General features: G+C 66.1%; 21 protein-coding genes. 12 read left to right on the top strand and 9 right to left on the bottom strand.

The genetic code is table 11. The annotated features are described in order from the left end of the window. Positions 1–37 precede the first annotated feature (37 nt). Both araD1 and RH91_RS00855 read right to left on the bottom strand, forming a co-directional pair. Complete coding sequence (gene araD1, locus RH91_RS00860) at positions 38–1,009, bottom strand: AraD1 family protein (protein ID WP_010160575.1); 972 nt, start codon at positions 1,007–1,009, stop codon at positions 38–40. Then, a complete protein-coding gene (locus RH91_RS00855) occupies positions 1,006–2,586 on the bottom strand; it encodes an aldehyde dehydrogenase (NADP(+)) (RefSeq protein ID WP_029623493.1) in 1,581 nt (526 codons plus the stop codon). The genes araD1 and RH91_RS00855 overlap by 4 nt, the downstream gene beginning before the upstream one ends. A 78-nt stretch (positions 2,587–2,664) precedes the next feature. Here RH91_RS00855 and RH91_RS00850 point away from each other — a divergent pair, with 78 nt between their 5' ends. Then, complete coding sequence (locus RH91_RS00850; RefSeq protein ID WP_157136813.1) at positions 2,665–4,368, top strand: glycoside hydrolase family 43 protein; 1,704 nt, start codon at positions 2,665–2,667, stop codon at positions 4,366–4,368. 83 nt (positions 4,369–4,451) lie between these two features. Here the strand turns inward: RH91_RS00850 and RH91_RS00845 are convergent, their stop codons facing one another. Continuing rightward, positions 4,452–4,784 (bottom strand): EthD family reductase, encoded by a 333-nt coding sequence (locus RH91_RS00845; protein ID WP_010160572.1) that lies wholly within the window; start codon positions 4,782–4,784, stop codon positions 4,452–4,454. After that, positions 4,781–5,647, bottom strand: coding sequence for a phenylalanine 4-monooxygenase (gene phhA / locus RH91_RS00840; protein ID WP_010160571.1), 867 nt, complete (start codon positions 5,645–5,647; stop codon positions 4,781–4,783). Before phhA ends, RH91_RS00845 begins: the two co-directional genes overlap by 4 nt. 73 nt (positions 5,648–5,720) lie before the next feature. Here phhA and RH91_RS00835 point away from each other — a divergent pair, with 73 nt between their 5' ends. Continuing rightward, complete coding sequence (locus tag RH91_RS00835; protein WP_232283361.1) at positions 5,721–6,356, top strand: TIGR02117 family protein; 636 nt, start codon at positions 5,721–5,723, stop codon at positions 6,354–6,356. Beyond that, the gene (locus RH91_RS00830; RefSeq protein WP_029623492.1) at positions 6,353–7,051 is read left to right on the top strand and encodes an esterase/lipase family protein; all 699 of its coding nucleotides are present in this window, start codon (positions 6,353–6,355) and stop codon (positions 7,049–7,051) included. Before RH91_RS00835 ends, RH91_RS00830 begins: the two co-directional genes overlap by 4 nt. Here RH91_RS00830 and RH91_RS00825 read toward each other — a convergent pair. Both RH91_RS00825 and RH91_RS00820 read right to left on the bottom strand, forming a co-directional pair. Further along, positions 7,048–7,296: a hypothetical protein gene (locus tag RH91_RS00825; RefSeq protein WP_010160568.1), complete on the bottom strand. Its 249-nt coding sequence runs from the start codon at positions 7,294–7,296 to the stop codon at positions 7,048–7,050. The genes RH91_RS00830 and RH91_RS00825 overlap by 4 nt on opposite strands. Beyond that, positions 7,293–8,297, bottom strand: a complete 1,005-nt coding sequence (locus RH91_RS00820) for a glycerophosphodiester phosphodiesterase (protein ID WP_157136812.1) — start codon at positions 8,295–8,297, stop codon at positions 7,293–7,295. The genes RH91_RS00825 and RH91_RS00820 overlap by 4 nt, the downstream gene beginning before the upstream one ends. A gap of 165 nt (positions 8,298–8,462) precedes the next feature. On the opposite strand from RH91_RS00820, the gene RH91_RS00815 reads away from it, so the two are divergent. The 6 genes from RH91_RS00815 to RH91_RS00790 all read left to right on the top strand — a co-directional run bounded on the left by RH91_RS00815 (position 8,463) and on the right by RH91_RS00790 (position 16,019). After that, positions 8,463–8,984 (top strand): 2Fe-2S iron-sulfur cluster-binding protein, encoded by a 522-nt coding sequence (locus tag RH91_RS00815; RefSeq protein ID WP_010160566.1) that lies wholly within the window; start codon positions 8,463–8,465, stop codon positions 8,982–8,984. Beyond that, positions 8,981–9,955 carry an FAD binding domain-containing protein gene (locus RH91_RS00810; RefSeq protein ID WP_010160565.1) on the top strand — a complete coding sequence of 325 codons (975 nt, stop codon included), beginning with the start codon at positions 8,981–8,983 and terminating at the stop codon, positions 9,953–9,955. The genes RH91_RS00815 and RH91_RS00810 overlap by 4 nt, the downstream gene beginning before the upstream one ends. Next, a complete protein-coding gene (locus RH91_RS00805) occupies positions 9,952–12,177 on the top strand; it encodes a xanthine dehydrogenase family protein molybdopterin-binding subunit (protein ID WP_010160564.1) in 2,226 nt (741 codons plus the stop codon). Before RH91_RS00810 ends, RH91_RS00805 begins: the two co-directional genes overlap by 4 nt. Before the next feature lie 26 nt (positions 12,178–12,203). Beyond that, positions 12,204–14,411, top strand: coding sequence for a xanthine dehydrogenase family protein molybdopterin-binding subunit (locus RH91_RS00800; RefSeq protein ID WP_010160563.1), 2,208 nt, complete (start codon positions 12,204–12,206; stop codon positions 14,409–14,411). A 94-nt stretch (positions 14,412–14,505) separates the two neighbouring features. Then, on the top strand, positions 14,506–15,438 hold the full coding sequence (locus tag RH91_RS00795) for an XdhC family protein (RefSeq protein ID WP_010160561.1): 933 nt from the start codon (positions 14,506–14,508) through the stop codon (positions 15,436–15,438). Then, the gene (locus tag RH91_RS00790) at positions 15,435–16,019 is read left to right on the top strand and encodes a nucleotidyltransferase family protein (protein WP_010160560.1); all 585 of its coding nucleotides are present in this window, start codon (positions 15,435–15,437) and stop codon (positions 16,017–16,019) included. The genes RH91_RS00795 and RH91_RS00790 overlap by 4 nt, the downstream gene beginning before the upstream one ends. Before the next feature lie 140 nt (positions 16,020–16,159). Here RH91_RS00790 and RH91_RS00785 read toward each other — a convergent pair whose 3' ends face one another. From RH91_RS00785 to RH91_RS00775, 3 genes are all read right to left on the bottom strand, one after another. Then, positions 16,160–16,858, bottom strand: coding sequence for an SDR family NAD(P)-dependent oxidoreductase (locus RH91_RS00785; RefSeq protein ID WP_010160559.1), 699 nt, complete (start codon positions 16,856–16,858; stop codon positions 16,160–16,162). 65 nt (positions 16,859–16,923) lie between these two features. Continuing rightward, complete coding sequence (locus tag RH91_RS00780; RefSeq protein WP_010160558.1) at positions 16,924–18,312, bottom strand: methyl-accepting chemotaxis protein; 1,389 nt, start codon at positions 18,310–18,312, stop codon at positions 16,924–16,926. Positions 18,313–18,352: 40 nt separating this feature from the next. Continuing rightward, a complete protein-coding gene (locus tag RH91_RS00775) occupies positions 18,353–19,696 on the bottom strand; it encodes a methyl-accepting chemotaxis protein (RefSeq protein ID WP_010160557.1) in 1,344 nt (447 codons plus the stop codon). Positions 19,697–19,929: 233 nt separating this feature from the next. Here RH91_RS00775 and sdhC point away from each other — a divergent pair, with 233 nt between their 5' ends. The 3 genes from sdhC to sdhA are packed head-to-tail and all read left to right on the top strand — an operon-like array spanning position 19,930 to position 22,544. Next, a complete protein-coding gene (gene sdhC / locus RH91_RS00770) occupies positions 19,930–20,349 on the top strand; it encodes a succinate dehydrogenase, cytochrome b556 subunit (protein ID WP_010160556.1) in 420 nt (139 codons plus the stop codon). 1 nt (position 20,350) lies between these two features. Next, positions 20,351–20,749, top strand: a complete 399-nt coding sequence (sdhD, locus tag RH91_RS00765; RefSeq protein ID WP_010160555.1) for a succinate dehydrogenase, hydrophobic membrane anchor protein — start codon at positions 20,351–20,353, stop codon at positions 20,747–20,749. After that, positions 20,742–22,544 carry a succinate dehydrogenase flavoprotein subunit gene (sdhA, locus tag RH91_RS00760; RefSeq protein WP_010160554.1) on the top strand — a complete coding sequence of 601 codons (1,803 nt, stop codon included), beginning with the start codon at positions 20,742–20,744 and terminating at the stop codon, positions 22,542–22,544. The genes sdhD and sdhA overlap by 8 nt, the downstream gene beginning before the upstream one ends. Positions 22,545–22,558: the final 14 nt, after the last annotated feature.

Raw genomic sequence — 22,558 nt, 5'->3', positions numbered from 1 at the left:
CTAGCCGATCGCGCCGCGCTCCGGAAGCGGTACACGCTTATAGCGCGCGGACCTGTGGCACGATGGTATCGCCCACCGCGAGCGGATTGCTGACGGGAAGCGTGAACGGCGCGGCCGCGATTTCGAACACGTCGCCCGGCTGGGTCTGGAAGCCTTCGCTGAACGACAGCGTCGCGGTGCCGAAGAAGTGAACGTGAACGTCGCCGGGACGCCGGAAGCCGGCATATTTGAAGTGGTGATGCTCGAGGTTGGCGATGCTGTGCGACATGTTCGCCTCGCCCGACAGGAACGGTTTTTCCCACACCGTCGCCCCGTCGCGGATGATCTTGCTGGTGCCGCGAACGTCGGCGGGCAGGTCGCCGAGCAGCAGTTCGGGGCCGAGCGCGGCGGGACGCAGCTTGGAATGCGCGAGCCACAGGTAATTGCCGCGTTCGGTCACATGATCCGAGAATTCGTTGCCGAGCGCGAAGCCGAGCCGGACCGGTGTGCCGTCCGAGGCGATCAGGTAAATGCCCGCAATCTCGGGCTCCTCGCCGCCGTCGAGCGCGAAGCCCGGCATCGTCAGCGCGTCGCCAGGCCCGGCGAGGATCGCGCCGTCGCCCTTGTAGAACCATTCGGGTTGTACGCCGGTTTCGCCTGCTACGGGCTTGCCGCCGTCGACGCCCATCAGGAACATCTTCATCGAATCGGTCGGGTCGGGGTTTTCCGCCGCCTTGCGGTGCATCTGGTCACGGCCCTCGGCTGATCCGAGATGCGTGAGCCCCGTGCCGCTGACGAGCAGATGCGCGTCATCCGCGTGATCGATTGGCGTCAGTAACCGCACGCTCGCCAGGTCGACCACATCACCGAGCCGGGTTTCCGCCAGCGCGGCCAGCCCCATTTCGGACTGGACCGCGAGATCGGCGAGCTCGAGCATCGTCGACACCCCGATGACGCGGCGCGCGCCATCGGAAGTCATCGCCGCAACGCCGCGCGCGCCGTCGTCGAACTGGACGAGCGAGACGATCATCGTGCGGAGGCCTCGCGTACCCCGTCGATCCGGCGTGCGATGTCCCACGGGTTGCCGTCGCGCAGCGCCGCCGGGAGCATCGCCTGCGGCAGGTTCTGGAACGAGACCGGGCGCAGGAAGCGATAGATGGCGAGCGTGCCGACCGAGGTCGTGCGCCCGTCGCTGGTGGCGGGGAACGGGCCGCCGTGGACCATCGCGTGGCTCACTTCGACCCCCGTCGGCCAACCGTTGGCGAGGATGCGCCCAACGCGGCCCGCGATGATCGGGACGATCCCGGCGGCGGCTTCCGCATCGCCCGCGTCGATCTGGACAGTTGCGGTGAGCTGGCCCTCGAGCGAGGCGATGACATGGCCGACCTCGGCAAGGTCCTTGCAGCGTACGACGACCGACGACGAGCCGAACACCTCGTGCCCGAGCGCGCGGTCGGCGAGGAAGCTCGCTGCATCGGTCTCGAACAGCGCACCGACTGCCTGGTTGGGGCCGGTGTTGGCGACTCCGCGCGCGACGGTGCGGACCGCGTCATGGCCGCCGAGAAGGTCGACACCCTTTTCATAAGCTTCGTGAATGCCGGGCGTGAGCATGGTCAGCGCGGCGCTGCCGGTCAGCGCCTCACCAGCGGCGGCAACGAACGTGTCAAGATCGGGTCCTTCGACCGCGATGACCAGACCCGGATTGGTGCAGAACTGGCCGGCACCCATCGTCAGCGACTGGACATAAGCCGCGCCAAGCTCCTTCGCGCGCGCGGCAAGCGCGGCGGGGAAGAGGATGACCGGGTTGATGCTCGACATCTCGGCATAGACCGGGATCGGCTCGTCCCGCCCGGCGGCGATCTTCATCAGCGCGAGGCCACCGCCGCGCGAGCCGGTGAAGCCGACCGCCTTGACGCGCGGATCGGCGACGAGCGCGCCGCCCAGCGCGTTGCTGTCACCGGGCAGGTATGAGAACACGCCCGCGGGCAGGCCACTCGACTGGACCGCCGACGCGATCGCGCGTGCGACGAGTTCGCCGGTACCTGGATGTGCCGGGTGACCCTTGACGATCACCGGGCAACCTGCGGCGAGGGCCGACGCGGTGTCGCCACCGGCGACCGAGAAGGCGAGCGGGAAGTTGGAGGCACCGAACGCCGCGACCGGACCGATCGCGAGGTTGATCCGGCGCAGGTCGGGCCGGGGCAACGGTGCGCGGTCGGGGAGCGCGGGGTCGATCGTCGCGTCGAGGAAGTCACCCTGGCGGACCATTTGCGCGAACATGCGGAGCTGGCCAACGGTGCGACCGCGCTCGCCTTCGAGGCGTGGGCGGGGCAGGCCGCTCTCGGCCATCGCGCGGACGATGAGATCGTCGCCGATCGCGACGATCGCCTCGGCGATCGCCTCGAGGAAGGTCGCGCGGGTCGTGAGATCCGTCGTCGAATAGACCGGGAATGCGTCTTCCGCGAGCGCGGCGGCTTCCGCGACGGCTTCGGGGCCTGCTGCCGAGAAGTTCGGCTCCAGCGTTTCGCCGGTCGCGGGGTTGATCGCGGTAAACCGCGTATCGGCCTGACGAACGTCAGCACCGATCAAAATTGCTCCATCGATCACGAAAAGCCCTTCCATAATAACTCAGACATAATAGGGTTTGCGGACGCCGACTGCAAGGCGAGACTGAGGATGCGCGCCATGTCCCGACCGATTTCGACGACAGTCCGTGCTGTCACCGCTTTGTTAGCGGCGGGGCGTTACAGCGCCGTGGCACTCGGCGCGACCGCGCTGGTCGCAGGTGCTGCGCAGGCGGCAGGGCCTGCGCGGTTCGGCTGGGTGTCTTATTCCGGCAACGACGGCGCGGCGGTGCCGGCGGACCGCTATCGCAACCCGATCCTCGCTGGCTATCACCCGGATCCGAGCATCGTGCGGGTTGGCGCGGATTATTATCTCGTCAATTCGACCTTCTCCTGGTTTCCCGGCATCCCGGTGTTCCATAGCCGCGATCTCGTCCACTGGCGCCAGATCGGCAATGCGATCGACCGGCCGGGGCAACTCGATTTCACCGGGCGCGCAATTTCGGAGGGCGTGTTCGCCCCCGCGATCAGCTTCCACGCCGGACGGTTCTTCATCGTAAACACCTGCGTGAAATGCGGCGGTAACTTCGTGATCACCGCGGCCAATCCCGCGGGGCCGTGGTCCGATCCGGTGTTCCTGCCGAGCGTCGAGGGGATCGACCCGTCGCTGTTCTTCGATACCGACGGCAAGGCGTGGCTGATCAACAACCGCGAGCCGGTCGGCGGCTCGACGTATGACGGGCACCGCGCGTTGTGGATCGAGCAGTTCGATCCGGTCGGGCTCAAGATGCTCGGCAATGCCAAGATGGTCGTCAACGGCGGGGTCGATCTCGCGGCGAAGCCGGTGTGGATCGAGGGGCCGCACATCTACCGCGTGAACGACGCCTATTACCTGATCGCGGCGGAAGGCGGGACGAGCGTGAACCACAGCGAAGTCGTGTTCCGCGCGCCGGCGGTACAGGGGCCCTATGTCCCGGCACCGCGCACGATCAACCCGATCCTTACCCAGCGCGACCAGCCCGTCGGCCGGGCGAACCCGGTCAGCGCGACGGGGCATGCCGATCTCGTGCAACTTCCGGACGGACGCTGGTGGTCGATCTTCCTGGGCACGCGGCCCTATGCCAAGGATTATTACAACATCGGGCGCGAGACGTTCCTGCTCCCGGTCGACTGGTCGAACGGGTGGCCGGTGATCCTGCCCAAGGGCCAGGCGGTGCCGCGGGTCGCCAAGGCACCGTTGCCGATAGCGACGGCCGGGACCACGCCGCTGACCGGCAGCTACAGCATGCGCGAAGAGTTTGCGGGCGCGAAACTCGGGCTCGAATGGATGACGATGCGCGGCGCACCGTATCGGCTGGGGCAGGGCGACCTGCTGCTCGATCCGCTAGCGGACGGCATCGGCGATTTCGGCAAGCCCGCATTCGTGGCGCGACGGCAGGAGCATGGCGTGGCGACCGTTTCGACCTCGGTGCGCTTCGCGCCAGCCGAAGGCGAGATGGCGGGCCTTGCCGCGGTGCAAAACGACAATTTCTTCCTGACGATCGCGCTGACGAGGCATGGGGGGGACACGTACGTCCGCGCCGCCCGCCGATCCGGGGCGGGCGAGCCACGCAATGGGGTCATCGTGGCGGAACGACCGATAACCGTGAGCGAGCCGGTCCGGTTCCGGATCTCGGCGCATGGGGGACGGTATGATCTTGCCTATGCCGTCGGCAAAGCGTGGGTGACGCTGGCGGCGAACGTCGATGCGACCAACCTCAGCACCGACAAGGCGGGGGGCTTCGTCGGTACGATGATCGGTCCGTTCGCCCAGGGGCCGCGATAGCGCGAAACGAAGGGGAGGACGGTATCGGGTCCCGCACGCCATCCGGCGACACCCCGGCACCAAACCGGGGTGACGCAGGATGGTCAGCCGATTACTTCGCTGATCATCTGCTTTGGCTTGGCATCGGTGAAATTAGCGACGTCGCCAAAGATCTCCGCGGCATGCGCGCCGCTCATCGCCTGCTGCACGTCGCCCATCGTCGCAAAGGAAAGTTCGGCGACAATGATGAACGGCGGCGCGCTGCCGTCGGGCGCTGGCGTGCCCTTGAGCACGCGCGTGCCGGACAGTTCGGCCTTCCACCGGTCGCGCACCAGCGGCATGTGGCTGTTGAGATAATAATCCTCGTCGAAGCGTTCTGCCTTCTCGTACATCACGCTGACGATGATCATGGTGGTTTCCTTGGGGGTATCGGTCATCGCTTGCTCAACGCATAAGCCTGCGTTCCGTTCGTGATTATTGCGTCACCCGGAAGGATTTCCGCGACCGGTACATCCGGCAGCGTCGCGAGCTCGCGATACAGCGGTGCGAAATCGGTCTCGACCGTCACGCGCAGCAAATCCTCGAGGCTGGGAATGACAAAGTAATTCTGCTGGAAATCGTCAATCCGATATTCGGTGCGCATCACGCGCTCGAGATCGAACGCGATCCGGTTGGGACTTGGATCATCGAGCGCGAAGCGACTTTCCGCGAAGCTGGACACGATCCCCGCGCCATAGATGCGCATGCCCTCGGGTTCGGCGATCAGCCCGAACTCGACGGTGTACCAATAGAGCCGCCCGAGATATTTGAGCGCGTCCAGCCCCTGCGCACGCTGCCCGCCGCGACCGTAGGCGGCGAGATAGTCCGCGAACACCGGGTCGGCGAGCATCGGGACGTGGCCGAACACGTCGTGGAACACGTCGGGTTCCTGCAGATAATCGAGCTGGTCCGCACGGCGGATGAAATTGCCCGCGACGAAGCGCCGGTTCGCCATATGGTCGAAGAACACCTCGTCGGGCACCAGCCCGGGGACGGCGACGACCTGCCAGCCGGTCAGCTTCATCAACCGTTCGGACAGTTCCTCGAAATCGGGAATCCCGGGTTTGGACAGCTTGAGTACATCAAGCCCGCGTAGATAGGCGTTGGAAGCACGTCCGGGCAGCAATTTCGCCTGTCGCTCGAACAGCGTGTCCCAGACACGGTGTTCTTCGGCGGTGAATTGCGACCAGTTTTGCGGGATCGTCCAGTCGGCATTGGCGCCGGCCGGGGGCGTGTCGAGAACATGCGTATCTTCCATCATCCGCACCCTCTATCATAGCGTTTGTCGGGGATGAAACAGGAAGCGAATGCCACAGCTGCGTCACTGGATCGGAATGGCCCTATTTATCTTCCTGTTAGTGCCAATTGGCTATGGCGTGGCGGGGATGATCGGAGGCATGGTTCCGACCAATGCGACCGCGACGCAGCCTGCGCGGGGGATACGGATCCTGGTCGAGAGCAATGGAATCCATACCGGACTGGTTCTGCCCAAGGTCGCGGCGGGGGTCGACTGGCGTCGGTTTTTCCCGGCGAACGATCTCGGCGATCCACGCTATGCAGGCTACGATCACGTCGCGATCGGCTGGGGTGACCGGCGTTTCTACGTCGAGACACCGACCTGGGCAGACGTGCGACCGATGACGGTCGTGTCCGCCGCGCTCGGCAGCGGGCAGACGGTATTGCATGTCGAGCATATTGCAGAACCCGTACCCGGCGCGCAGGTGCGCGTCGTGAGGCTTCGCCCGGAAGAATATCGCCGACTTGCCGCGTTCGTCCGCGCGAGCGTTGCGCCGCGTGGCTGGCACCGTCGTGGCTACGGTCAGGACGATGCCTTCTACGCAGCGACCGGTCGTTATGACGCGATCCGCACCTGCAACAGCTGGACCGGCGACGCGCTGCGCGCCGCTGGCGTGCGGATCGGTGCGTGGACGCCGTTCCCTGTCACCGTGCTCGAATGGCTGGCCGCGTGAGGCCGCCGTCACGCCTGTTATGGGCGGCAGAGTTGCCGCGCGCCGCGTTCGGGCTGGCGTCGCTGCTCGGCGCGCGGCGACGGCTTGGCCTGGCCCCGCGCGGCGACGGGCGGCCGGTGTTGCTGCTGCCCGGGCTGATTAACAGCGACCGGTCGCTCGTGGTCTTGCGTCGGTATCTGACGAGCCTCGGGTATCGTGCGGAGGGCTGGGGGCTCGGTCGGAATTTCGGGATCCGTGCAGTTGGCGATCAGGGCGCTTTGCTGCTCGATCGGGTCCGCGCGCTGGAAGTCGAAACGGGCGAGAAAGTGACGTTGATCGGGGTCAGCCTCGGCGGGATCATGGCACGCTACGCCGCGCACCGCCTGCCCGATCTGGTGCGCGAGGTCATCACGATCAGCTCACCGTTCGCCGGATCGCCGCGCGCGACCAACGTCTGGCGCAGCTTCCAGCTTTTGACGGGCGAGCAGATCGACGCGCCGAGCGTCCTCGCGCAGCGCAAGTTGGTCGCGGAGCCGCTGCCGGTCCCGTCGACGGCGATCTGGAGCCGCAGCGACGGGTTCGTCAACGGCATGATCTGCCATGACGAGAACGGCCGGACGATCGAGGTCCGCAGCAGCCACGTGCTGGTGCAGGTGCGGCCGGAAGTACTGCTCGCGGTCGCGCGCGTGCTGGGGGAAAGCGGGCGCAAGGCCTAGCAGTCCCCGCGGCGCTCCTCGCGGCACTGCTTTTGCGCGCGCTTGCGCTCGCGGCCTTCGCGTTCCTCCTGCTTGCGCATCTTCTTCCCATAGTTGCGGTCGGCTTCGGACTGACTGGTCGTCGTCCAGTCGACCGTCTTGCCGACGGCCTTGACCGGGAAGGTGACGATGCTCGCCGCCGTGCGGACACAGCCGCCCGCCAGCAGCGGAAGCAGCGTGGCGGCAAGCAAGAGGCGGTATTTCATCGGTTTTCCTTCGCGGCGTTGCGGGCCTGTACCCCAATTCCCGGGAAGTCGGTGAAGAAACCGTCGATCCCCAGGTCGAGATAGCGTCGGATTGCGGTGTCGATATGGCCATGGGTTGCCGGATCGGTTCCCACCTGCAGGCTCTTGGGCAGGAATGCATTTTCCGCGCGGAACGTCCAGGGATGGAGCCGCAGCCCGGCGGCGTGGGCATCCGCGACGAGCGTGGTCGGTGCCGCGTCGCCATTCTGGATCATCGCGAGGCCGGGGCCGATCCCGTAGGCGTAACGCGCGATCGCCTTGAGCCCCTCCGGGGTCGTCATTTCGGCATAGCTCGGTGCGGCATGATCGGCGGGACCGCCGCTCGAATCCATCAGCTGGATCAGCCGTAGTCCGGTCATGGTGTGGATGCGCTTGAGGTTGGCGACCTCGAACGACTGGATGAACACCGGGTCGCTCGGCTTGCTCCAGCCCGCCGCCTTGAGTTGTGCGACCAGCAGTGCGTCCATCGGGTGGCCGATGCTCGCAAAGTAGCTGGGGTGCTTAGTCTCGGGATAGATGCCGACGACCCGTCCGCCGACGGAATGGCGTTTTGCCAGCGCGATGACTTCGGCGAGCGTCGGGATTTCGAACTGGCCGTCATATTTGGCATTGTCGGGGCGCAGCCTGGGCAACCGCTCGATTGCGCGGAGCGTCTTGAGTTCGGCGAGCGTGAAATCCTCGGTGAACCAGCCGGTGTGACTCTCGCCGTCGATCAGCTTGGTCGTGCGGCGCGCAGCGAATTCGGGGTGGCTCGCCACGTTGGTCGTGCCGGTGATGTCATTCTCGTGGCGTGCGACGAAGACATTGTCCTTGGTCAAAACAAGGTCGGGCTCGATGAAATCGGCACCCTGCTCGATCGCGAGCGAATAGGAGGCAAGGGTATGTTCGGGGCGTAATCCACTGGCGCCGCGATGCGCAATGACGATCGGCGGGGAGAGCGGATGCGGTGCGGGCGTGGCCATCGGCGCACTTTGCGCCATCGCCGGAGGTCCGGCTACCAGGGACAGCACGGCCAGATGCAGAAAGCTTGATCGAAGGCTGTACGAAAAAGGACGTAGACCGCCGGTATAAGCGGAAACCATTCGGTTCATATTCGTTAACCCGTGCTGAAAGGGAGGCCATACCCCATGCAATTCACCATCAACGGCGAAACCCACGAGGTCGAGCCAGATATCCGCGCGTCGCTGCTCGACGTACTCCGCGAACACGTCGGTCTCACCGGCACCAAGAAGGGCTGCGACCACGGCCAGTGCGGAGCGTGCACCGTCCTCGTCAACGGGCGCCGAATCAATTCGTGTCTCACGCTCGCGGTCATGCATCAGGATGATGACATTCTGACGATCGAAGGTCTTGGCAGCGCGGACAATCTGCACCCGATGCAGGCGGCGTTCGTCAAGCATGACGGCTATCAGTGCGGCTATTGCACGCCGGGGCAGATCTGCTCGGCTGTCGGGATGCTCGACGAGGTCAAGAAGGGCTGGGCGAGCCATGTCAGCGACAAGCTCGACAGCGTGTCGCTCGGCAATGACGAGATTTCGGAGCGGATGAGCGGCAATCTGTGCCGTTGCTCGGCCTATCCCAATATCGTCGACGCGATTTCCGAAGTGTCCGGGCTTACCCCCGCCAAGAAAGAGGCAGCGGACGCATGAAGACCTTCGCCTATAGCCGGGCCGAGAGCCCCGAAGCCGCGGTCGCCGCGGGTGGTCGCTTCATCGCGGGCGGGACCAACCTGCTCGACCTGATGAAGCTGCAGATCGAGACGCCGGAATCGCTGGTCGACATCAGCCGGCTCGATCTCGCCAAGATCGAGGAGCGTGAGGATGGCGGCCTGACGATCGGCGCACTCGTGCCCAACAGCGACCTTGCCGCCGATCCACGCGTAGTCGCAGGCTATCCGGTGCTCAGCCGGGCGTTGCTCGCGGGCGCGTCGGGTCAGTTGCGCAACAAGGCGTCGACCGGGGGCAATCTGCTCCAGCGGACGCGTTGTTATTATTTCTACGACAAGGCGACCGCCTGCAACAAGCGCGAGCCGGGCACAGGTTGCTCCGCGATTGGTGGGGTCAACCGCATCCTCGCGATCCTCGGCACGAGCGAGCATTGCATCGCGACGCATCCGAGCGACATGGCGGTTGCGATGCAGGCGCTCGACGCGACGATCGTGACGTTGAAGGCAGATGGCGACCGTCGTCGCATCGCGATCGGCGAATTCTATCGCCTTCCGGGCGACACGCCGCAGATCGAGAACGTGCTCGAGGCAGGTGAACTGATCACGCACGTCGAATTGCCGACGCCACCCAAGGGCGAACAGCTGTACCGCAAGGTACGCGACCGTGCGTCCTATGCGTTCGCGCTCGTATCGGTCGCCGGGATCGTTTCGGTCGAGGACGGCAAGATTGCATCGGCCTCGCTCGCGTTCGGTGGTCTGGGTCCGATGCCGTGGCGTAATCCGGCGGTCGAGGCGGCACTGGTCGGGCAGGCTCCGACCGATGCTGCGTTCAACGCGGCGGCGGATGCGTTGCTGAAGGACGCCAAGGGCTACGGCACGAACGATTTCAAGATTCCGCTCGCACGCCGCACGTTGATCGCGAGCCTGCGCGAGCTGACGGGAGTTTCCGCATGAGCAGCACCAATGCCCTGACGATGGACAAGCCGGTCCCCCACAGCCTGCTCGATACGAGCACGCAGGGAATCATCGGCAAGCCGCTCGACCGCAAGGAAGGTCCGCTCAAGGTGTCGGGCGCGGCGACCTATGCGGCCGAATATCAGATCGAGAACCTGGCTTATGGCGTGCTGGTCGGCGCACCGTTCGCCAAGGGCAAGATCACTAGCGTCGATTCGGAAGTGGCGAAGGCGCTTCCGGGCGTCATCGATGTCATTACAGACTTCGACAAGTTCCTCACCACCCCGGGCCAGGGCCTTGCGCCCAAGGCACCGCAGGGCGTCGAGAACGTCCAGTATTTCGGCGAACTCGTCGCGATCGTGCTGGCGGAAAGCTTCGAGGCGGCGCGTGATGCGGCGCAGCAGGTCGTCGTGAAGTTCGACGCGGCGGACGATGGCCGGTTCGATTTCGAGGCACTGAAGAACGAGACCGAGAAGCCAGCCGACGCGGATACGCCCGCGCATTTCTCGCAAGGCGATCTCGACAAGGCGATGGCCGATGCGGCGGTGACGCTCGACGTCACTTTCACTACGCCGAGCCAGAATAGCGCGGCGATGGAGCCGCACGCCAGCATCGCGACGTGGGACGACAGCGGAATGCTGACTCTTCACGGGTCGTACCAGATGCCGGGTAACGACGTGGAGCAGCTTGCAGCGGCGCTTGGCGTCAGCAAGTCGAAGGTTCGGATCGTCGCACGCTATATCGGCGGTGGCTTCGGGTCGAAGCTCGGGATTGCGCCGGAGTCGGTTGCGGCAGCGCTCGCGGCGAAGGCGCTCGGTCGTCCGGTCAAGGCGGTGATGGCGCGCCAGCAGGTGTTCGACGCGACCGTCCGTCGGTCCAACACCGAGCAGCGCATCCGGCTCGCGGCATCCGCGGACGGGAAGCTGACCGCGATGGGACATGACACGCTCACGTCGAACCTGCCGGACGACGATTATTTCGAGCCGACGGGTCAGGCAACGCACTTCATGTACGCGGCCGAAAACCGCGAGATCAATCACGATATCGTCCGGCTCGACTGGCTGTTGTCGGGGTCGATGCGCGCGCCGGGTGAGGCGGTCGGGATGCTCGCGCTGGAAGGCGCGATGGATGAGCTGGCGGAGAAGCTGGGGCTCGACCCGATCGAGTTCCGCAAGATCAACGAGCCCGAAGTCGATCCGGAAACGCAGGTTCCGCACTCGTCGCGGCAGCTGGTGCGGTGCATGGACGTCGGGGCAAAGAGTTTCGGCTGGGACAAGCGCAATGCGACGCCTGGCAGCCGTCGTGACGGTGAATGGTTCGTCGGCATCGGAATGGCAGCCGCGGCGCGCGCGAACATGCTGCAGCCATCCGAGGCACGGATCACGCTGTCGGCAGCAGGGCGTGCCACGGTCGAGACGGACATGACCGATATCGGCACCGGCTCGTATACCATCCTCGGCCAGATCGCGGGTGAGGTGCTCGGTCTGCCGCTTGACCAGGTCGACGTGGAGCTCGGCGATACCAACTTCCCAACCTCGTCGGGGTCGGGCGGTTCGTTCGGCGCAGGATCCGCCGGGACGTCGGTGTATCTCGCGGCGCAGGAAATCCGCCAGAAGCTAGCCAAGGCAATGGGCGTCGACGAGGAAGCGATGACGCTAAAGGACGGCTATGCGATCGCCGATAACCGCCGCGTTCCGCTCTCGGAACTCGCGGGTGAGGGGATCGTGGCGAATGGCGCGATCAAGCCGGGCAAGCAGGAGAAGGAGACGCGCCAGTCGTCTTACGGCGCGCATTTCGCCGAAGTCGGCGTCAACGCGGTGACGGGCGAAGTCCGTGTCCGCCGTATGCTCGGCGTGTTTGCCGCTGGGCGGATCCTCAACGCCAAGACGGCACGGTCGCAGTGCCTTGGCGGGATGACCTTCGGGATCGGCACCGCGCTGACCGAGGATTTGATCCACGATCCGCGCAACGGCAAGCTGGTGAACCGCGATCTCGCGGAATACCATGTGCCGGTAAACGCCGACGTTCCGCAGCTCGAAGTCGAGTTCCTCGAGGAACGCGACATCCACGCCAACCCGATGCACGCCAAGGGTATCGGCGAGCTAGGGATTTCGGGGGCGGGTGCGGCAATCGCGAATGCGGTGTACAACGCCACTGGCATCCGCGTGCGCGACTACCCACTTACGCTCGATAAGATCTTGGAAGGCCTGCCCGAGCTTTAAGGGCAGGCTCGCGCGCGGGGAACATCATGGCCGATTATAAAATGGACGCCGACCACTCCGGCCTCGCGCTGGAACGTGGCGTCCAGGGGGTGCTCGGTGCCGGGCTTGACCGTAGCGAAGGTGCGCTCAAGGTCAGCGGTGCCGCGCGCTATGGCTATGAGCACCCCGTCGCGGGGGAGGTGGCGTACGGCTATCTGATCACCGCCCCCGCCGCCAAGGGCAAGATCACGCACTTCGATACTGATGCCGCGCGGAGTTTGCCGGGGGTTCTCGACATTATCGTCGACGATCCGCGCATTCCCCGACAGGCCGCAGCCTTTACGCCGGCGCACGCCGGGAATGACGCGATCGATCACTGGGACCAGGTCGTCGGCGTCGCGGTCGCGACCAGCTTCGAGGCGGCACGCGATGCGGCCAAATCGGTGACGATGACGATCGAGTCCGAGCAGGGCCATTTCGACACGATGGCGGGTGTCGAAGGCGCGAGCGGCCCGCCCAAGGACTCGCGACTGCAGGATATTGCCAAGGGTGATATCGACGCGGCGATGGCCGAGGCTGCTGTCACGATCGATCAGGTCTACACGACGCCCAATCAGGTTCATGCCGCGATGGAACCGCACGCCTCGGTGGCGGTGTGGGACGGCGATATGCTTACGCTCCATTCGAGCCTACAGATTCTCCATGCTGCCAAGGGTATCCTTGCCAAGGCGGTCGGGATCCCGGCGGAGAAGGTGCGGATCCTTTCCCCCTATATCGGCGGCGGGTTCGGTGGAAAGTTGCTCGGACCGGAAGCGGTGCTCGCGGCGATCGCAGCGCAGAAGATCGGGCGTCCGGTCAAGATCGCGATGGCGCGACAGCAGTTGTTCCACAACATCTATCGCCGCACCGATACCAACCAGCGGATCAGGCTCGCGTGCGACAAGGACGGAAAGCTGACCGCGCTTGCGCACGACAGTGTGGTGAGTCAGGGCCCGGACGGCGGCTTCATGGAGCCGGTCGCGCTCGGCTCGATCGCCTTGTACGATGCGCCGGTCCGGCACTTCACGCACAAGATCGTGACGCTCGACATGGTGCAGGCTGGCGCGGTGCGTGCGCCGGGCGAGGCGGTCGGCATGCTCGCGCTCGAGACCGCGATCGATGAGATGGCCGAGGCACTCGGCCGCGATCCGATCGATTTCCGCAAGCTCAACGAGCCCCCGGTCGACCCGATGACCGGCGCGCCCTTCTCGACTCGCGCGTTGGTCGAATGTCTCGATAAAGGCGCGGAGCGCTTCGGCTGGGCCAAGCGCGGCGCGCGACCCGGGCAGGTGCGCGACGGCGAGTGGCTGATCGGCATGGGGATGGCGGCAGCGGTGCGGATCAACCTGCTGGTCGATTCGCAGGCGCGTGTCACCCTGTCGTCCGATGGCCGGGCGCGGGTCGAGACCGACATGACCGACGTCGGTACCGGCAGCTACACGATCCTCGGCCAGATTGCGGGCGAATCGCTCGGGCTGCCGATGGACTGCGTCGACGTGATCCTCGGCGATACCGAACTGCCGCCGGGCGCGGGGTCGGGTGGGTCGTTCGGCGCGGCGAGCGCGGGTTCGTCGGTCGCGCTGGCGTGCGAGGATATCGTTGCGACGCTGGCCGAGCGGATGCAGGCCGACCCCAAGGACATGACGCTCAAGGACGGGCACGCGATCGCGGGCAACCGGCGCGTGCCGCTCTCGGAACTGGTCGGCGGCGAACCGCTGGTCGCGCTGGGCAAGATCAGCCAGGGCAGCAACGCCAAGACCTTCAGCCAGGCCGCGCACGGCGCGCAATTCGCCGAGGTCGCGGTCAACAGCGTGACCGGCGAAGTTCGCGTGCGCCGGATGCTCGGCGTGTTCGAGGCTGGACGGATCCTCAACGCCAAGCTTGCGCGCAGCCAGGCGATCGGCGGGATGATCTGGGGCATCGGTTATGCGCTGATGGAGGACGCGATGCTTGACCAGCGCCACGGTGCGTTCGTCAACAGCGACCTCGGCGAATATCACGTGCCGAGCCATGCCGACGTGCCCCCGCTCGATGTGCTGTTCGTCGAGCATATCGACCGGCATGCCAATCCGATCGGCGTCAAGGGACTCGGTGAACTGTCGATTTCGGGCGCAGGCGCTGCGGTGACCAACGCGATTTACAATGCCTGCGGGGTGCGGGTCCGCGACTTCCCGTTGACGCTCGACAAGATCCTCGGCGGATTGCCGGATATGTGATCGCTTGGGGAGAGGGCAGTGCGAGACGTGTGACGGCCAGGTATCGGCACGCCCCTCGCCCCGGCCCTCTCCCGCAAGCGGGAGAGGGAGTGAAATGGCCGATAACGATTCCGTCCTGAATGCAGCGACCCAGTGGAAAGGCGCGCCGCTCGCGCTTGCCACGGTGGTGTCGACCTGGGGCTCTGCACCGCGACCACGCGGGAGCCATATGCTAGTCCACGCCGACGGCCGTTTCGAGGGATCCGTCTCGGGCGGATGCGTCGAGAGCGATATCCTCGCCACCGCCGCCGACGTCATCGCGGGCGCGCCGTTCCAGCTCAAGAATTACGGCATCGCCGATGCGGCAGCCTGGGAAGTCGGGCTGCCGTGCGGTGGCGAGATTTCGGTGCTGGTCCAGCCGGTATCGGCGGAAGGGTTCGACCCCGAACTGTTCGATCGCATCGCCGAAGCGCGGGATACCGGCAAGGGGCTGGCGGTCACGACCGATCTCGCCTCGGGGCAGAGCTCGCTCCGCCCGCAGGACGGGGCGGCGTTCGTCAATCGCTACGATCCGCCGCGCCGCCTGCTGATCGTCGGTGCGGTGCAGATCGCGCAAGCACTTGCCGGTCTGGTGCGCGAACTCGGGATTGCGACGACCGTGATCGATCCGCGCGCGCGCTTCCTGACCGAGGAACGCTTTCCCGGCGTCACGCTCGACGACCGCTGGCCCGACGAGGCGGTCGAGGCGCTCGATCCAGGTCCCGCGAGCGCGGTGGTGACGCTGAGCCACGACACGAAGATCGACGACCCGGCGCTGATCGCGGCGCTGGCGCGCCCGACCGCTTACGTCGGCGCGCTGGGATCGCGCCGCAGCCACGCCGCGCGCCGCGAGCGGCTCGCGGCGGCGGGCGTGTCCGAGGCGGACCTCGACCGGATCGATGCGCCGGTCGGGCTCGATATCGGTGCGGTCGGCCCTGCCGAAATCGCGCTTTCGATCGCCGCCGCGATGGTCGGCGCGTTCAACGCCGGCGAACGCAAGAGGGGATGACGATGGGGATCGCCGCCGAGCATTGCATTCTCGTCCTGCTGGCGGCGGGCCGTTCCGAGCGGTTCGGCGATACCGACAAGCTCAAGCAGCCATTTCTTGGCAAACCGCTTGCGTTCCACGTCGTCACCGCGCTGGAGAGCGTGCCGTTCAAGGCTCGGCTTGCGGTCTGCTCCGGGTCCGACCTCGACTTCGGCAGGTGCGGCTATCGGGTGATCCACAATGACGATCCCGGCGACGGCATGTCGGGGTCCGTCAAGCTCGGCGTCGCGGCCGCGCGCGAGATCGGATGTGCCGCCGTGGTGATCGTACTGGCCGATATGCCGCGCGTCACTGCGACGCATGTTTACCGGCTGCTGGAGGCGGTGACAGGGCCTGACGCAGTGATCGCGTCGAGCAACGGCGTCTATCCGAGCCCGCCTGCGGTGTTTGGCGCGGACCAGTTCGACGCGCTGTTGACGCTGGAAGGCGACGAGGGCGCGCGGGCGATGGTCCGCGCAGGACGGCATGTGATCGCACCCGAAGCGGACCTGCTCGATATCGACCGGCCCGAGGATATGGAACGGCTGCGCGCGTTGCGGTGATTTTTCCGTTGATCGCTTCCCCGGCGAAGGCCTGGGCCCAGTCGAGAGGGCCGGGGTAGCAAGTGCTGCGCCTCCTTACCGCTGGGCCACTCCTGGGCCCCGGCCTTCGCCGGGGAAGTGGGTAGGGGGGAGTTTAGACCTCAGCGGACGTAGCTTGCGCCATTCACGTCGAGCACCGCACCCGTCATCGACGGTGGCGCGTCCAGCGCGAGGAAGCGGGCGACCTCCGCCACTTCCTCCGGCATCGCGACCCGGCCGAGCGGGATGTCCGCGAGCAGCTTGTCCCCGCCGCGGCTCGACAAATACTCTTCCGCCATCCCCGTCATCGTGAACCCCGGGCAGACCGCGAAGGCCAGGATCCCCTGTCCGGCATAGCCCCGCGCAATGCTCTTGGTCATCGCGACCATCCCCGCCTTCGACGCGGCGTAATGCCAGTGCGCGGGTGAATCGCCACGATAGGCGGCACGGCTCGCGATGTTGACGATCCGCCCACTGACTCCGCGGGCCTGCCAGTGGAGCACCGCGAGGCGGCACAGTTCGGCCGACGCTGTCAGGTTGATCCGCATCGTGCGCTCCCAGTCCGCGACCCATTCGGAATCGGCGCGGTCGATCGGATTGGCGTCGAACACGCCCGCGTTGTTGATGAGCACGTCGATCGTCCCGTCGAGCCGGTCGAGCGCAGCGTCCCACAGGGCGCGGGGTGCCGACGGATCGGCGAAGTCCGCAGGGATTCCGCTGCGCGTGCCATGCCCGACGAGCGCGACGTCCGGACGATCGAGCGCGGTTGCGATCGCGGCGCCGATGCCACGTGAGGAGCCGGTGAGGAGGATGTTGGTCATCCCCCCGCACTACCGGGATCGCCCGCCGCGACCAACCCCCGCCGTTCGGCGAAAACGCCCCGCCGTCAGGCGGCGACGCTCGCCGAAAAGCTGTCCGCTGCCCCCTTGAGCTTGCGCAGTTCGTCGTCCACCTCGCCGAAGTCGCGTTCGAGCGTATCGATCTCGCCGGCGACATGCTCGGTATCCTCGCGGATCGTGGCGATCGTATGCGACATCGAATCCGCCGCCATCGCGGTCTCGTCGACCGCCGCGGTGATCGCGGTCACGGTCTGCGCCTGCGCTTCCATCGCGAACCGGATCCGGTTGGCGCTCTCCTGCACTTCGGCGACGGTTGTCTTGATCGAGGCGTTGGTCGTGACGGTCGAGCGGGTCGCGGACTGGATCGCGGCGATCTTGGCGGCGATGTCGTCGGTCGCGCGCGCGGTCTGGCTGGCGAGGCTCTTGACCTCCTGCGCGACCACCGCAAAGCCACGCCCCGCATCCCCGGCGCGTGCCGCCTCGATCGTCGCGTTGAGGGCGAGGAGATTGGTCTGTCCGGCAATATCACGAATCAGGCCGAGGATCGATTCGATCGACTTCGCATGATCGCTCAGCGTTTCCGACATGCAGACTGCGGTCCCGGCCTGAGTCGAGGCGCGGGTCGCGATCTGGGTCGCGGCCTCGACCTCGGTGCGCGCATCCTCGATCGCGCGGATCAGACCGCCGGCGGTCTGTGCCGCCTCGCGCATGGCCAGCGCCGATTCCTCGGCGGCGGCGGCGACTTCGCTGGTCTTGCCGATCATGCCGCGAGTCGATCGCGCCGCCCCCTGCGCCTGGACCCTGAGCCGGTCACCAAGTGCCGCCGCCCCCTTGATCGCGGTCGCAATGGTCGCGCTGAACTGGCTCGACCGGCCCTGTCGCTCGATACGCGCGCGTTCGGCATCATGCGTGCCCAGATAGGAGGCCATCACGCCCGCCTCGACCAGAGCCAGCCGCTGAACCGCGTCGGCGAGCACCCGGAACCGTGGCGATCCCGCGCCCAGCCTGTCCTCGATCAGCCGTAGCGTGCAGCTGTGCGCAAAGCTCAGCGACGACAGCAGCGCCTGCAGCGGGATGCCCGCATGCTGCGATTCGGCGACGTGGCGAGCCGCCATGTGCGCCCAGTCGTCCTTGTCGGGCCTGGCATATTTGACGAGCGTATACCGCGCGCTATCCGCTACGCGCGCCGCCATATAGTCCTCGTCGAAGCGGCTGCGGATATGCGCGGACATGGCCAATGCGAGATAGTGGTTCCAGAAGGTCCGTGAAATCGCGCGCTCTTGCCCGGTGATGATCTCGGCGATCTCCGCCCCCGCGGCCAGAATCGTATTGTCCCAGTCATAGTCCGCGACGCGCTGCGCGGCGGAGCGGTTCTCGCCGCTCCAGCCGCCGGGCACGGCAAAGTCGCGTGCGAGTTGGCCGTCATGATCCGCCATGGCGGGATATCCTTGAATACGCGGTACTGGCATTGGTGGCTTACGCGGCGACCTTCGCGACGAATTCCCCGGCGCTGCTTTTCAGCGCGCCGAGCTTGTGATCGAGCGAGTCGAACCCGCGCCCGACCCTGTCGATTTCGGACGCCACGGTCTCGGTATCCTCGCGGATCGCGGTAATCGTGTTCGACATCGAGTCCGCCGCCAGCGCGGTCTCGTCGACCGCTGCGGTGATCGCGGTGACGGTCTGCGCCTGCGCTTCCATGGCGAAGCGGATGCGGTTCGCGCTTTCCTGTACCTCGGCGACGGTTGACTTGATCGACGCGTTGGTTTCGACGGTCGAGCGCGTTGCGGACTGGATCGCGGCGATCTTCGCGGCGATGTCGTCGGTCGCACGCGCGGTCTGGTTGGCGAGGCTCTTCACCTCCTGCGCGACCACCGCGAAGCCACGACCCGCGTCTCCTGCGCGAGCCGCCTCGATCGTGGCATTGAGCGCGAGGAGATTGGTCTGGCCGGCAATGTCGCGGATCAGCCCGAGGATCGATTCGATCGATTTTGCATGGTCGCTCAGCGTTTCGGACATGCCGACCGCTGCGCCCGCCTGCGTGGACGCGCGGTTCGCGATTTCGGCGGCCGCTTCGACTTCGGTGCGCGCATCCTCGATCGCGCGGATCAGCCCGGCGGCGGTCTGCGCCGCCTCGCGCATCGCGACTGCGGACTGTTCGGCGGCGGCGGCGACTTCGCTCGTCTTGCCGAGCATCCCGCGCGCCGACGTCGAGGTGCGGACCGACTGGCCGCGCAGCACGCCGGACTCCTGTGTCGCCTGCTCGACCGTCAGCGCGATCCCCTCGCGGAATTCGTCCGCCAGCCGGTCGCGTTCGCACGCGGCGCTATGCGCGCAATAGGCGTTGTAGATTTCGACCGTGATCTCGCTTTCGAGCCCGGTCAGCCGCAGGATCGTGTCGATGAAGACGGGCAGGCGCGGGTCGTCGGTCTTCAGCCGCTTGAACAGGATATCGAGCGCGGCGCGGTCGCTCGCGCAGGTCATCGACAGCAAGGCCATCGTCGAAACCCCCGCGACATAGCCGGCCGAAACCGAGCGCTCCATCGACTCGACCCACGCCCGCCCGCTCACGTCACAAAAGCGGTTTCGCAGGAAGGCGATGCCGAGTTCGACCATCTTGGTCTCCTCGTGCGGCTGCCAGCTCCGATCGCCGAGCCCGGCGCGCCGCCACTGCCCCCAGAAGGCGAGCGCGATCTCGCCGGCGTCGCGTTCGAGCACGGTCCACACGTCGCGCGCGGCCGTTTCCAGGGTATTGTCGAAATCGAACGCGCGCAGCCGGGCGCGAATGTCGATCGTCGCGGCAACCGCACCGGGGGCGGGCAATTCACTGGGGTTCAAGGCGGACGCTCCGTATCGGGTAAGGCCAGCGCGCATGACGGCCTGGGCACGGCGTAACGTCCTCTGGTTAACGCGGAGTAACCGCCCGTTCGGATGATTGCAGCGCATGCATCTGCATCATCATGCAGAATCCTTGCATCATCGGCTCGTCGGATTAAGAGGGCACCAACCCGCAATCGACCCGCAATCGACCCTGCAACCGATGAGGACACGCCGCCTTGGCCAGCACGACCCCCACGACGAAACGCGCACGGCCGCTCAGCCCGCACCTGACCATCTGGAAATGGGGCCCGCACATGACGGTCTCGATCCTCCACCGCGTCACCGGCAGCGGCATGGCCACGGTCGGCACGCTGGTCATGGTATGGTGGCTGGCCGCGATCTCGGGTGGTCCGGCGACCTATGCGACGTTCCACTACGTGTTCGGCGAATTCGCCGGGGGCGCGCTCGGCTATCTGTTCGGGATCGGGCTGACGCTGTCGTTCTTCCAGCACATGGCGAGCGGTGTCCGCCATCTCGTCATGGATACGGGTGCCGGCTATGAGCTCAAGCGCAACCGGACCGGCGCGCTTGGCACGATGGTCTTCTCGGTCGCGGCGACCGCGGTGATCTGGATCTATCTCCTGGGGTTCAAATAAGATGCGCTACGGAACCGAACTCGGCCGCGTGCGCGGTCTCGGCAGTGCCAAGGAAGGCACGCATCACTGGTGGCAGCAACGTCTCACGGCGGGTGCCAACCTGTTCCTGATGCTGTGGTTCTTCATCGCGATCCTGCGGTTGCCCGCCTATGATTACGATACGGTCCACACCTGGCTGTCGTCGAGCTGGGCGGCGATCCCGATGGCGTTGCTGATCGCCTCGGTCTTCTACCACTTCCGGCTCGGGATGCAGGTGCTGATCGAGGATTATGCACACGCCGAGAGCCGGGTGCTCGCGATGGTCGCGCTCAACTTCTTCACCGTCGTGACCGCGGGCATCGCCATCTTCGCGATCCTCAAGGTCGCCTTCACCGCAACCACCGGAGTTCCGCATGCCTGAGGCATATAAGATCATCGACCATACCTATGACGCCGTCGTCGTGGGTGCGGGTGGCTCGGGTCTCCGGGCGACCATGGGAATCGCAGAAAGCGGCCTGAAGACCGCGTGCATCACCAAGGTGTTCCCGACGCGCAGCCACACGGTTGCGGCGCAGGGCGGCATCGCGGCGAGCCTCGGCAACAATTCGCCCGATCATTGGTCGTGGCACATGTACGATACCGTCAAGGGTTCCGACTGGCTCGGCGACCAGGACGCGATCGAGTACATGGTGCGCGAAGCACCGCAGGCGGTGTATGAGCTCGAGCACGCGGGCGTGCCGTTCAGCCGCAACGAAAACGGGACGATCTACCAGCGTCCGTTCGGCGGGCACATGCAGAATATGGGCGAGGGGCCTCCGGTCCAGCGCACCTGCGCTGCCGCCGATCGCACCGGCCACGCGATGCTCCACGCTTTGTACCAGCAGAGCCTGAAGTATGACGCGGACTTCTACGTCGAATATTTCGCGCTCGACCTGATCATGGAAAACGGCGTCTGCCGCGGCGTGATCGCCTTGTGCATGGACGACGGGTCGATTCACCGCTTCCGCGCGCATTCGGTCGTGCTGGCGACGGGGGGCTATGGCCGCACCTACTTCTCGGCGACCTCGGCGCACACCTGCACCGGCGACGGCAATGCGATGGTGCTCCGCGCGGGGCTCCCGCTGCAGGACATGGAGTTCGTCCAGTTCCACCCGACCGGCATCTACGGCGCGGGCGTCCTCATCACCGAGGGTGCGCGCGGCGAGGGCGGCTATCTCACCAACTCCGAGGGCGAGCGCTTCATGGAGCGCTATGCTCCGTCGGCGAAGGACCTGGCGTCGCGCGACGTCGTGTCGCGCTCGATGGCGCTGGAAATGCGCGAAGGCCGCGGTGTCGGCGAGCATAAGGACCACATCTTCCTCCACCTCGATCACATCGATCCCAAGGTGTTGGCAGAGCGGCTTCCGGGCATCACCGAGACGGGCAAGATCTTTGCCAACGTTGACCTGACTCGCCAGCCGCTGCCGGTGACGCCGACCGTCCATTACAACATGGGCGGTATCCCGACGAACTATCACGGTGAAGTCGTCCACCTGCGCGACGGCAACCCCGATGCGGTCGTCCCCGGCCTGTTCGCGGTCGGCGAGGCGGCATGCGTTTCGGTCCATGGCGCGAACCGCCTGGGCTCGAACTCGCTGATCGATCTCGTCGTGTTCGGTCGTGCAACGGGCCTGCGGCTCAAGGAAACGCTCAAGCCCGATACGCCGCACAATCCGCTCCCCAAGGGGTCGGAGGAGATGGCGCTCGGTCGTCTCGACACGTTCCGCAACGCCAACGGCAGCTCGCCCACCGCGCAAATCCGGATCGAGATGCAGCGCACGATGCAGAAGCATTGCGCGGTGTTCCGCGACAATGCGCTGCTTTCCGAAGGGCAGCAGAAGATCACCGCGACGTACGAGCGGCTTCAGGACGTCCACGTCACCGATCGCTCGATGATCTGGAACACCGATCTGGTCGAGACGCTCGAGCTCGACAATCTGCTTGCGCAGGCGGTCGTGACGATGGAGAGTGCTGCGAACCGCAAGGAATCGCGCGGCGCGCATGTGAACGAGGACTATCCCGATCGCGACGACGCGAACTGGATGAAGCACACAACCGCGACGTTCGGCGGCTGGGGCGGCAAGGCGGGCAAGGTCGAGATGGGCTATCGCCCGGTGCACGATTACACGCTCACGGACGATGCGGAATACATCAAGCCGAAGAAGCGCGTTTATTGAGGGAACGGATGGTT

Source organism: Sphingomonas sp. PAMC 26617 (genome assembly GCF_000242835.1).
In the GTDB taxonomy this organism is placed as follows: domain Bacteria; phylum Pseudomonadota; class Alphaproteobacteria; order Sphingomonadales; family Sphingomonadaceae; genus Sphingomonas.
Note: the sequence above shows the minus strand (reverse complement) of the source record. Positions and strands in the feature narration are given on the sequence as shown.